This is a genomic window from Lentilactobacillus sp. TOM.63, assembly GCF_030361045.1.
GTDB classification, from domain to species: domain Bacteria; phylum Bacillota; class Bacilli; order Lactobacillales; family Lactobacillaceae; genus Lentilactobacillus; species Lentilactobacillus dabitei.
Window position 1 is genome coordinate 1 of sequence record NZ_JAUCAP010000073.1, and the last position, 12,766, is coordinate 12,766.

The 12,766-nt window shown below is 42.6% G+C and carries 8 protein-coding genes; 1 reads left to right on the forward strand and 7 read right to left on the reverse strand.

Translation table 11 applies throughout. From position 1 onward, the window contains the following. Nucleotides 1-149: 149 nt before the first annotated feature. Nucleotides 150-1,907, reverse strand: a complete 1,758-nt coding sequence (gene pyk / locus QUF07_RS11465; RefSeq protein WP_289427503.1) for a pyruvate kinase — start codon at nucleotides 1,905-1,907, stop codon at nucleotides 150-152. A 233-nt stretch (nucleotides 1,908-2,140) separates the two neighbouring features. Continuing rightward, entirely contained in the window at nucleotides 2,141-5,488 is a 3,348-nt protein-coding gene (gene dnaE / locus QUF07_RS11470; protein WP_289427504.1) for a DNA polymerase III subunit alpha, read from the reverse strand. 140 nt (nucleotides 5,489-5,628) lie between these two features. Between dnaE and QUF07_RS11475 the strand changes: the two genes are divergently transcribed. After that, the gene (locus tag QUF07_RS11475; RefSeq protein WP_056982803.1) at nucleotides 5,629-5,811 is read left to right on the forward strand and encodes a DUF2929 family protein; all 183 of its coding nucleotides are present in this window, start codon (nucleotides 5,629-5,631) and stop codon (nucleotides 5,809-5,811) included. Between the two features lie 61 nt (nucleotides 5,812-5,872). On the opposite strand, the gene QUF07_RS11480 is transcribed toward QUF07_RS11475, so the two are convergent. The 5 genes from QUF07_RS11480 to QUF07_RS11500 form a co-directional block, all read right to left on the reverse strand. After that, nucleotides 5,873-6,754, reverse strand: coding sequence for an alpha/beta fold hydrolase (locus tag QUF07_RS11480; protein WP_217341329.1), 882 nt, complete (start codon nucleotides 6,752-6,754; stop codon nucleotides 5,873-5,875). 21 nt (nucleotides 6,755-6,775) lie between these two features. Next, nucleotides 6,776-9,388, reverse strand: a complete 2,613-nt coding sequence (gene clpB / locus QUF07_RS11485; RefSeq protein WP_217341330.1) for an ATP-dependent chaperone ClpB — start codon at nucleotides 9,386-9,388, stop codon at nucleotides 6,776-6,778. A 155-nt stretch (nucleotides 9,389-9,543) separates the two neighbouring features. Then, nucleotides 9,544-10,782, reverse strand: a complete 1,239-nt coding sequence (gene pepT, locus QUF07_RS11490; RefSeq protein WP_217161306.1) for a peptidase T — start codon at nucleotides 10,780-10,782, stop codon at nucleotides 9,544-9,546. Between the two features lie 19 nt (nucleotides 10,783-10,801). After that, nucleotides 10,802-11,917, reverse strand: coding sequence for a Nif3-like dinuclear metal center hexameric protein (locus tag QUF07_RS11495; protein ID WP_217161307.1), 1,116 nt, complete (start codon nucleotides 11,915-11,917; stop codon nucleotides 10,802-10,804). Further along, entirely contained in the window at nucleotides 11,917-12,612 is a 696-nt protein-coding gene (locus tag QUF07_RS11500) for a tRNA (adenine(22)-N(1))-methyltransferase (protein ID WP_289427510.1), read from the reverse strand. The genes QUF07_RS11495 and QUF07_RS11500 overlap by 1 nt, the downstream gene beginning before the upstream one ends. Nucleotides 12,613-12,766: the final 154 nt, after the last annotated feature.

Consider the following 12,766-nt stretch of genomic DNA (forward strand, 5'->3'; position numbering starts at 1 on the left):
AAAACAAAAAGAGCCCTAATCACAAAGTGATTAGAACTCGAATTTAGTTTCACCAACAACAGTTGACGAAGAGCCGCAAAACAATATGTTTTGTTCCATCCTCCATTTTTATTCATTTAAATAACTAATTGAGTTAATCCAGAAACTCATTAGATTGAGCTTGATGCGCCATGGTAGATAACTCCACGATGTGAATCAACGGTAATTAATTCACCATCAGAGATTTTAGTGGTTGCATTTTGGGCACCAACGACAACTGGAATTCCCATTGAAATACCAACAACAGCTGCGTGTGAAGTCAAACCACCGTTTTCAACAACAACGGCACTTGCCTTTTCGATAGCTGGTAAGTATTCTTTGTCAGTTGACTTCGTAACTAAAATGCTACCTTCAGTAACTTTGCTCTTAGCGTCTGCTGCGTTCTTTGCGATCACAGCCTTACCAATAACGGTCTTGTCACCAACACCTTGGCCTTGAACCAGCTTTGAGCCGATCAATTGAACTCTCATCAAGTTAGTCGTTCCACTTTCACCAACTGGAACTCCGGCAGTGACGATGATCAAGTCGCCTTCCTTAGCCAAACCGGTTTCAAGAGCTTTCTTTGAAGCTAATTCAAAGATTTCGTCAGTGCTCTTAACTTCGTCAACTAAGATTGGGTGAACACCCCAGTTGATCATCAAGCCACGACGAGTTCGTTCGTCAAATGTAATGGCAAGAATGTCAGCATCTGGATGATACTTGGAAATCATCTTAGCAGTGTAGCCTGAACGGGTAGCGGCAACAATTGTATGAACACCTAATTCTTTAGCAACTCGAGCAACTGATTCACCAATTGATTCAGTCACATCGCTTGAGTCAAACTTAGGACGTGGGGTACCGAATTCGCTAAATGCATTTTCAGCCTTAACGTCAATCCGAGCCATTGTTTGAACTGATTGAACAGGATAATCACCGTTTGCACTTTCACCTGAAAGCATGGTTGCATCAGTACCATCAAAGACAGCGTTGGCAACATCAGATGCTTCGGCACGAGTTGGACGAGGATTTTCTTGCATTGAATCAAGCATTTGGGTAGCCGTAATAACTGGCTTGCCTAATTGGTTACAACGCTTGATCAAAGTCTTTTGTACCAACGGAACATTTTCTGCTGGAATTTCAACACCCATATCACCACGGGCAACCATCAAACCATCAGATACCTTGATGATATCTTCAAAGTTGTTGATACCTTCTTGTGATTCGATCTTTGGGAAGATTTGAACGTGTTCCATATGCTTTTCTTCAAGTAAAGCACGGATATCCAAGACATCTTGGGCTTTACGAACAAATGAAGCAGAAATGAAGTCAATTTCATGTTCCAAACCAAAGCGGATATCATCTGAATCTTTTTCAGTAATACCAGGCAAGTTGATTGAAACACCAGGTGCATTAACACCCTTACGTGAGCCAAGAACGCTATCATTTTGAACTGTTACAAGCAATTCTTTTTTAGCGTCATCTTTTTCGTCAATTACAGTGTCCAACAAACCATCATCAAAAAGAACGTGGCCGCCGACATGAACATCATCGAAAAGTCCTGGGTAAGTAACAGCGATCTTGTCCTTTGTACCCTCAAGACTGTCATCCATTGAAATTCTGAACTTATCGCCAGTGTGATATTCGATCTTACCGTCCTTTTGAACAGTGGTCCGAATTTCAGCACCTTTAGTATCAAGCATAATTCCAACAGTTTTACCAGTCTTCTTTTCAGCTTCGTGAACCTTGTTCATACGATCAAGATGTTCAGGGTGGTCACCATGTGAAAAGTTAAATCGGAATACATTAGCGCCAGCTTCAATAAGCTTGGTAATGGTTTCGACATCAGTACTTGCTGGTCCTAATGTACTTACGATCTTAGTTTTCTTCATAAGTAAAATCTCTCCTTCGGTTTTTGGGCACCAAACACTTTACCGCAACGTCAAAAAACGTTACGAACAAACAATTGGTATCCTTTTAGATTTCATTCGTATTTTATCACTTTTTAACCGGATTGTCGCCCACATTTTGCCGTTCTAACCCTGTTTTGAAAGTCTTTTACACGCAGGAAAGTTAGCATAGCAGAAATGTAAGCCTTTACCAAGTTGATGTGTTATTTTGAAAATTACTTATATACAACGTTCTTTTGACCAAAGATTGTGATTAACTTATTTTTTACTTGATCCCCCGATTGGAGATCAAACTGATTATCAAGTTTCCAAGTCCGTTTGGTTTCAGCCTCGTAAACGACCACTGAAATTGATCCGTGGGCAGTTGTTGCTAATTGGGTCAAATTGTGAAAGATTGTATTTTTATCATGATCCTGGTCAATTCTAAGGTACCACTTAGGCTGGTCCGCGGAATGACTCAGGCGATGCATTGCATTGTCAGCTGGTTCAATGCGATTAGCCACAACTTGAATATCAGTTGTTTTCTCAACCTTGCCTTGAACTAAAATCACCATATCTTTGTGAAGCCAAGACTGGATCTGACTGAAAATGTTTGGAAAAACCGTCACGGAAGTTTCTCCGACTTGATCATTACCATCCACGAAAGCCATTTGCTTGCCAGTTTTTGTCCGGATAACCTTAACCTTAGTGACGTATAAGATTATGAAAATATGATTCATCCCAACGCTAAGCTGATTGGTCGGCTTTGCTTGCAACTCATTGGCTAGCTCGGTAAAACGCTCGGTTGGGTGTCCCGATAAATAGGCCCCCAAGTATTGATTTTCCTTGGCCAATTTTTCCATTAAAGGCAATTCAGGCTTTTTTGGCATTTTCGGCTCAAGGGCCTTAAAAAGACTCATGGAATTGCCGCTAAGCTCAACCGAACTAATAAATTCGGGTGCAGCGGCAATCAGTTCTGACCTATTAAATGAAAAAGTATCCAATGCGCCTGAATAGATGAGTGCGTTAATTAATTCCGGCTTACGATATTTGCCTGGTAGCCGAGTTAAAAAATCCGGAAAATTTTTAAAGGCACCATTTTGCTGGCGGTCGCTCAACATATCCTGAACCATGTCATGGCGAACCCCCTTAATGGATTCCAGGCCAAAGACAATTTGACCACCTTGGAAAGAAAATGCCGCCAAGCTTTGATTAATATTAGGAGCGCTAACACCGACCTTCGTGGCTTTTGCATCGAGCAAATATTCCTTAATCTTAACGGGATTTCCCTGAACAGAATTGAGCAGCGCAACATGAAATTCCCCTGGATAATAAACTTTTAGGTAAGCCAGTTCGTAAGCCATTTTACTATAGGCAACGGCGTGTGACTTGTTAAAGCCATAGTTGGCAAATTTCTCAATATAATCAAAAACTTTGTTGGCAACGGCTTCGGGATGCCCCCGTTTTTTGGCACCAGAGAGAAAGAGTGATTTCATTTGTTCCATCACGTTCAGCTTTTTCTTGCTCATTGCCCGCCGTAAAATATCAGCTTGTCCAAGTGAAAATCCAGCTAATTTGGAGGCAACTAACATGACCTGTTCCTGATAAACAATCACGCCATAGGTCGGTTTTAAAATATCAATCAATGAATCATCTGGATAAGTCAGCCGCTCATGTTCGTTCTTACGTTTCACAACTTCATCAATGTTTTGCATGGGTCCCGGCCGATATAAAGCATTGACCAGTGCCACATCTTCAAAACGTTCCGGCTTTAGGCGTCGGAGCACATTTCGAATACCCGCAGACTCAAACTGAAAAATTCCGGTCGTATCACCACGAGCAAATAAATCGATTGTTTTAGGATCATCAAGTGGAATAGCAGAAATATCCAAGTCCGTTCCGGTAACCTGCTTGACCTCGTTAAGGGCGTCAGCCAAAATTGATAAATTGCGCAATCCCAAAAAATCAATTTTCAACAACCCCACCGATTCAACATAGTTTTTAGAATATTGGGTCATCAGTAGGCCGTCATTACCATCTTGAAGCGGCACCAAGTTGACCAAGGGATTATCACTTAACACCAAACCGGCTGCGTGAGTTGAATAATGCCGTGGCAGGCCTTCCAGTAAGGCGGCAGTGTCAAACAAAGCTTGATTCAATGGGCTGTCAGCGATCAGATTTTTTAGTTTCTGTGAGTTATTCAGCGCGTCCTTCAGTGACACGTGAAACGCAGCTGGAATTGCCTCACTCCATTGGTCTTGCTGGGTAGTATTCAACCCGAACACCCGACCAACATCCCGAATAGATTGCTTGGCGGCCAACGTTCCAAATGTAATAATTTGGGCAACCCGCTCATGTCCATAACGCTTGTGAACATACTGAATGACTTCATCACGCTTGTTATCAGGAATATCCAGGTCGATATCGGGCATCTGCACTCGTTCGGGGTTCAAGAAACGCTCAAACAGTAGATTGTACTTGATTGGGTCAACGTCCGTAATAAACAACACGTAGGCCACTAATGACCCGGCAGCGGAGCCTCGGCCGGGACCAGTAATAATATGAGTTTTGTGGGCAAAATTGATTACATCCCAAACAATCAGAAAATAGTTGTCAAACCCCATTGAGTGAATAACGCCAAGTTCGCGATTTAAGCGGTCGATGTATGGCTGACTATCGGTAATTTGATTGCGCTTCAGCCGAAATTTTAATCCTTTTTCGCACAATTGCCGTAAGTATTGGCCAGAGTCAATGCTATTTGGTGTATCAAACGCTGGCAACTTTGGTTGTTGCTTTTTTATTTCAACCTGACAGTTATCAACGAGGACTTCGGCTTCTTTGACAGCCCCCTGCAAATGGATCTGCTGATATTCTGCCTCCATTTGCTCCGCAGGCCGTAACCAATATGATCCGACTTGTTGGCTGAGTTGAGCGACGTTACTGATCTTAGTCCCAGCCCCAATAGCCTTTAAAACCTGCATTGGGAAATAATCGGTCGCATTGATATAATCCACCGGACTGTCGGCAATCAAAGCAACTTGGTTATCGGCTGCTAATTTACTGAGCATATCAATCATGCTGTCAGGGGAATGATAATCAATCCCAATTTTAAGCGAATGATCATCTAACCCCAGTTGCCGGATTGAATGAAGCAAGGCCGGAATTTCCGATTGTCTTCCCTGAAGCAGTAAATCATCGACTTCCGCAAGTGGTGGCAAGATGATAAACAAATGACTTAGGTTGGCTGATAAATCCGCCATGGTTAAATCTGGATTGGTCCTTTTTAGTGTTGAAAGTTGCATGAGATTGGCATACCCAACCTGGTCTTTGGCAATCAAAACAATTGGATAATCTTTTTCGTTCAGGATAACGCCGGGAAGTTGTAGTGTCAGACCGATAATTGGCTTAATATTTGCCTTCAAACAGGCATCATAAAAAGCAACCGAACCGTACATCACATTGATGTCGGTGAGAGCCAGGGCCTTATATCCGCGTTCTTTGGCTTCGGTAATCAGTTCAGAAATCCGAATTGGACTTTGAAGCAAACTATATGAACTGATGACTTGTAATGGCACATAACTCACTTTATTACCCCACTTTCTATGTGAAATTATACCAAACTTAACCGGTTAAGTTGTGATTCTTCCAGAAAAGTCTTAGTGATTTTTACCAAGGTTTGTGCTAAAATACTTTTGATTGTTAATGTAGAGAGGTGGCTGTTGTCATGAAACTGATTAGTTCAAACCTTGTGGCAATTTTTTGGGCATTTATTTTCGGCGAAATTGTCGGTTACATAGGTTCTAAGCTTGAAGTAATGCCTTATAATATGTGGCAAGTTGGAATTGCTGCTGCAATAGTTGCATTCGTTGCTGTTAACGGAATTTACTTAATTAGTAAAGATGCGTAACTTATCAAGATAATTGAAGTCATAAAAAAGATTGAAACGATTTTGGTTTCAATCTTTTTTATTATCCAAGTTGATTTAAAAATTTCAAAATTAAGCGATAAACCTTCGGGTGATAGCTTTCGTTTAACACTTCATGCTTCATGTGTGGCATGACGATGCTTGTGACATTCTGATAACCAATTTGGTGCAAAGTTGCAACTGTATCGTTGAGCCCGTGTTTGCCCCCACTAAATTTATCATGATCACCGACAATGGTCAGAATTGGCAAGTGTGGTGATTGGCACTTAAAATGAGCAACCTGTTTCAATTCATAATCGCCCCGCCATAACGTCTGGAGACTTTTAACAGGGTATTCGGCAATCATTTTCGGATCATCAATCACACTTTGAATATTTTGCTGGTTATAGCTCAACCAACGATGGTTTTTTGGATTGAGTCCCGACATATTGGAAAGGAGCCGACAACGCTTATCAGCCAAATCAAATTTCAAAAAGAGATTGGCCAACATCAAGCCAATCGGAACAATCGGAATATAATTGGCCGTTCCGGTCATCGCCAGTCCCGTCAATTCCTGATCATGCCGCTGAAGATATAACCGAGCTAAAATTGACCCGAACGAATGGCCAAACAGGGCAACTGAAAGTCCAGGCCACCGTTGCTTTGCATAATGGGTGATTTTCACCTGGTCCGTCAATAATTGGGACAAGTTCGCCATTACGCCTCTAGGATCATCCTTGGATATTGACTGCCCATGGCCGCGATTATCCGACAAGATGACATGGTAACCGTGAGTACATAGGTAATTTGCAAAATCATAATACCGCTCTTTGTGCTCCAATGCCCCGTGAACGATTTGAACGATCCCTCGCGGATTAGTGGCAGAAAACAATGCCACAGACAAAGTTGCTTGATTATTTGTTGCTAACTGGACCAATTCCGGCACCCTGAGCGCCTCCTTATAGAATTAGATTGTTTGGGTTTCCGGCACTCTTTCCGGTACAAAAGTCAGCTGATTATCAGCCAAATTAATATGCACAATACTGTGCGGCTTAATCTCATCGGCGACAATCATCTTAGCCAAGGGTGTTTCGACCACGTTGGTAACGTAACGTTGTAGTGGCCGCGCACCGTATTGAGGCTCGTAGCCATTATCGGCAATCCAGCTCTTGGCTTCAGCTGAAATTGACAGCTTGATGTCTTGGGCTTTGGTTCGCTGCGATAATTGATCAATTAGTTTCTGTACAATCTTCTCAATGTCATCCCGTGACAATGGCTTAAACATAATCACGTCATCAATCCGATTCAAAAATTCGGGCTTGAACGACGTCTTGAGCAATTGATCAACCCGTTGCTTTGCTTGGTCGGAGATGACGCCATTTTCGTCAGTGCCATCCAACAAAATATCTGACCCTAAGTTCGACGTCATAATTAAAATCGTGTTCTTAAAATCAATTGTCCGACCCTGGCTATCTGTAAGACGGCCATCATCCAACACCTGCAACAAAATATTGAAAACATCTGGATGAGCTTTTTCGATTTCATCAAATAACACAATTGTGTAAGGATTCCGGCGAACGGCTTCAGTCAATTGACCGCCCTCTTCATAACCAACATAACCGGGAGCGGCACCAACCAACCTGGAAACTGACTCTTTCTCCATGTATTCAGACATGTCAATTCGAACCATGTGATTTTCCGAATCAAACAAGTCTTCAGCCAGAGCCTTAGCTAATTCGGTTTTTCCAACCCCTGTGGGCCCAAGGAACAAGAATGAGCCCAATGGCCGACTCGGATCCTGCAAGCCGGCACGTGAGCGGATAACGGCATCTGCGACCGCGGTGACAGCCGTGTCTTGGCCAATCACCCGTTTATGGAGATTATCAGCCAAGTGGAGTAACTTTTTGCGTTCCCCCTCGACGAGTTTAGTCACTGGAATTCCAGTTTCCCGACTGACCACGCTGGCAATTTCATTAGCCGTTACTGATTCAGATACCAGCCAATCCGCATGCTGGTCATTCTGTTCTAACTGCTTCAGTTCAGTTTCCAATTGTGGAATCGTTCCGTGTTGTAAAACAGCCGCTTTATTTAAATCATAAGTATTTTCGGCTTGTTTTAAATCGTTTTTAGCTTGATCAAGTTGCTTCTTCTTGTCACTAATCTTTTTAATTGCGTCTTTTTCCTGCTTCCAGCGGGCGTTTAAAGCATTGACTTTTTCTTTAGTATTTGCCAATTCACCTTGGAGCTCTTGCAGGCGTTTCTTGGAAGCCTCGTCGGTTTCTTCTTTTAAAGCGGCTTCTTCGACTTCTTGACGCATCAGTTGTCGCCTTGCCTGGTCTAATTCGGTCGGACTGGAGTTCATTTCTACTCGAATTTCGGCTGAAGCTTCATCAACCAAATCGATCGCTTTATCTGGTAAATTACGATCAGTAATGTAGCGGTCCGATAACTTTGCGGCAGCTACTAAGGCGTTATCGTGAATTCGGACGCCGTGATGAATTTCCAACCCTTCAGACAACCCCCGCAAAATCGTGATGGTGTCTTCAACTGAAGGCTCATGGACCATTACCCGTTGAAAACGACGTTCAAGGGCCTTGTCTTTTTCCATGTATTTACGATACTCATCAATCGTCGTTGCCCCAATCAGGTGAAGCTCGCCACGAGCCAACATGGGCTTCAAGATATTGCCGGCATCCATGCTTCCTTCCGCTTTACCTGCACCAACAATATTATGAATTTCGTCGATGAACATGATAATCTGGCCCTCAGCCTTCTTCACTTCTTTAAGAACGGCTTGCAGGCGCTCCTCAAATTCACCCCGGTACTTGGCACCAGCAATCAAAGAGCCCATATCCAATTGGAAAATGGTTTTATCCTTCAAATTCTCCGGAACATCACCAGAAGCGATTCGCAAAGCCAATCCTTCGACAACCGCCGTTTTACCGACGCCGGGTGCCCCAATCAAGACTGGATTATTCTTAGTTTTTCGGGATAGAATCCGAATGACATCAAGAATCTCTTCATCTCGACCGATGATGGGACCTAATTTGTTGTCACGGGCTGCTTGAACTAGGTCAGTTCCATATTTTTCCAATGATTGATAACTGTCTTCCTGGTTTTTAGTCGTCACTTTTTGACCACCACGAATTTTCTCAACCACGTTCCGCACTTTTTGCTCAGTAATTCCCTGAGCGGCTAAATAATCGGAGAACTTGTCACCGTGCAGCTGCATGACAGCAATCGTCAAGGTATCAACGGCAATAAATGAGTCCCCAAACTCATTCTTAATCTGTTCTGCATCCTGCAAGAGTTCATAGAGGTTTGAGGATAAGGATTGACCGTAATTGATATTGCTGCCCTCTACCGTGGCGATTGCATCAATTTCATTGTCAAGCTCGGCATTGAGATCAGTTAAGTTCAGACCTAATTGCGAATATATTTCCCGCGCTAACTCACCAGGCTGAACCAAGAATTTAAACAAATGGGCAACCGTGATATTCTGTTGTTTCCGGGTTGTGGCAATTTGTTGAGCCTGAGAAATGGCTTGAGTGACTGCTTCAGTTAAATTATCAGGATTCATTAAATAATCACCTTATCTATTTGAAATTTTATTTTGCTTTTAAGCTCTAACAAAAAGGTTCGAAATAAAAATGACTCATTTTCATCTCAAACCGTCTGTTGTTATATTATCAAATTTTAGGAAACAAAAACAATTATTTGACCTTTTTTGACCAATTATTTTTCTGCGTATAGCTTAACCATTTCGATGATCACATCAACAGCCTTTTCCATTGTTTGCTCAGAAACGTATTCAAAGCGACCATGCATGTTTTCGCCACCTGCAAATAAGTTTGGTGTTGGCAAGCCCATGAACGAAATCTTGGAGCCATCTGTTCCCCCACGAACTGGGAAAACGTGAGGTTTAACGCCGATGTTCTTCATTGCTTGTTCAGCAATCTCAACGACCGTTGGATCCTTTTCAATAATTTCGCCCATATTGTAATATTGATCTTTTAACGTTACTTTGATTCGTTCAGAGCCAAATTCAGCATTCATACGGTCAGCAATTCCCTTGAAAAGCCGTTTCCGAGCTTCAAATCGATCACGGTCATGATCACGAATAATGTAAGCTAACTGAGTATGGTCAACGCTTCCTTCAAAATCATAAATGTGGAAGAATCCCTGTCGGCCTTCGGTCCGTTCTGGGCGGTCAAATTCAGGTAACGCTTGATGGAAGTCAACACCCAATTGGATAGCATTAACCATTACACCCTTTGCTTCAGCCGGATGAACGTCAGTCCCTTGAATTTCAACCTTCGCATCGGCAGCGTTAAAGGTTTCATAGTTCAAATCGCCTAATGGGCCACCATCAACTGTGTAGGCATAGTCAGCGCCAAAGTCCCTCACGTCGAAATGATCGGCACCAGTTCCAATTTCTTCATCCGGGCCAAAGCCAATCTTAATGTCGCCATGCTTGATTTCTGGATGGGCCATCAAGTAAGTAAGAGCTGCAAGGATTTCTGAAACACCGGCCTTATCATCAGCTCCCAACAAGGTCGACCCATCCGTTGTAATCAATGTATCCCCCTGGTATTTTTTGAGGCTTGGGAAAACTTTCGGATCCAAGGTATACTTACCTGCCTTGTCCAACGGAATCACAGATTTGCCGTCATAGTTTTCAACAATTTGTGGGTTAATGTTTTCAGAATTAAAGTCCGCCGTATCGATGTGAGAAATGAATCCAACGGCCGGCACTTGTTGACCGGTATTGGCAGGTAATGTTGCAAAAACGTAAGCACTCTGGTCATTGGTGTGAACGTTACTTAAGCCCATCTTTTCGAGCATTTCTTTCAATGTATTCAAAAATTTCGTTTCGCGATCAGAAGACGGAATGGTGGTTGAATTTGGGTCAGAACGACTGTTAACCTTGACGAAATCTAAAAAGTTGGCAATTAATTTAGGATACTTTGACATTTTGAACACTCCTTTTGAGTTACATAAATGTGAATGGATCTGTATTTAATTTAGATTGAATCACTTGTAATGGCCAATTGTTTTCAGCTGTCCATTTTTCGAATAATTCAGCTAATTTAGGGATGCAAATACTTTCGATATGATGTCCGGGATCAACCACTGGTAAATCGGCGGCTAACATATCATGACCGGTGTGATAATAAACATCACCCGTCACATAAACATCGGCGCCTTTTTGTTGAGCAAGGTTGAAAAATTTACCGCCATCGCCACCGAGAATTGCCACTTTTTTAACCAGCCGATTTAAGTCATTGGCAACAACCCGTAATCCGGTAACATTGAAAACGCGTTTACATTGTTCAACAAATTCTTTGAGAGTGATTGACTTTGGCAGATCTCCAACTCGTCCCATGGTGAAATGGTGCTTCTTATCCTCTAAGCGAATCAAATTATAAAGTGGCTTACTCAGGGGATGGACGTCAGCCAACGTTTTCAGCACATGGTTGAGATTCTTTTCTGGCACTTCGAACTCCAATCGGGAATCTTCCACTTCACGGGGTTCGCCGGCAGCCCCGATTGTTGGATCGGCCCCGGCTTTGGGAACATAATAGACCGTGCCATCAATTTCGTAAGTATAACCGGCAAACTGATCGCTGCTAACTTCAGCACCTGCATCGACCAACGACATTCGCACGGCTGTAGCATAGACTTTGGGAACCTGGACTGTTAGTCGAAAAACTGATTCAGCATAGCCGGGGACCAATCCTTCAAGATGATCCAATCCCAATGCCTGGGCCAGCCAATCGTTCATGCCGCCATCAGCAGAATCTAGATTGGTATGGGCAGCATAAACAGTGATGCCATGAGAAATTAGCTTGGCATACATCGCATTCTGGGGCACATCCAAATCCAGATTTCGGGCCGGATGAAACATCACCGGATGATGGGCAAAAATGAAGTCCACGTGATTGGCAATGGCTTCATCCACGACTTCTGGGCGAACATCCAAAGTGGTCATCACTTTGTGAATATCATGATTTAACGATCCAATTTGCAACCCAATCGGATCACGTTCCATCGCCAATTTTTGGGGTGCAAATTGTTCGAATCGATCGACTAATTGTTTCGCCTTCATCAGGCAATCACTTCCTTTATCATTTGAACTTCAGCTCTGATAGCTGCCATTTTAGGGATATCTTCATGAGATGCTTTTTTCATATTGTTAAGGACTCTTTCCAGTAGTTTAATTTCACTCTGCCATTTTGCCACAAATATCGGCGATTTTTCCTTCATTAAGAATGGTCCAAACTTAAGTTCTCTGTCGGTATAGGCTAACTTGGTTGGCGCCTTGACTGCTGTGATAATCTCGTAAATATGATCATCCTCAGATAAAATTTGTTCAGCCTTAATCTGGTACCGATGAGTCATCAACCAAGTTCGAACGACCCCTTCGCCAACATTCGGTTGGAGAATCAATTTTTCTTGGCCAGTCAACTTACCGTACCCGTTTTCTAAAATGTGGCTAATCAGATTGCCACCCATGCCGGCAATCGTAATCGCATCAATTTTGTCTGCAGGCTGGATGGCATCAAGTCCATCAGCCAATCGCGGCTGCAAGACGGATAATAAGCCTTCCTTTTTAATTTCTGAAATCGCGTTTGAGAGCGGTCCTTTCGCCACTTCACCAACAACCCCATAGGAAATAATATCGTTTTTGGCGAGGTGGATTGGTAAATACGCATGATCAGATCCAATATCAGCTAATCTGCTCCCGGGGTCGACGTGGTCACTAACCGTTTGTAAGCGTTTCGATAAATGCGTGCTATTCATAAATAACTCCTAAATTAGTTTATAGATTCATTATAATTTATAACCTGACAAAAAAACAGGAGCCCATAAACAAAATTTGGTTCTACAATATCTGTTGTTGGTAATAGATTTTATCTATTACTGATGACAGATTTTTTGTTTCTCGTTAGAATAA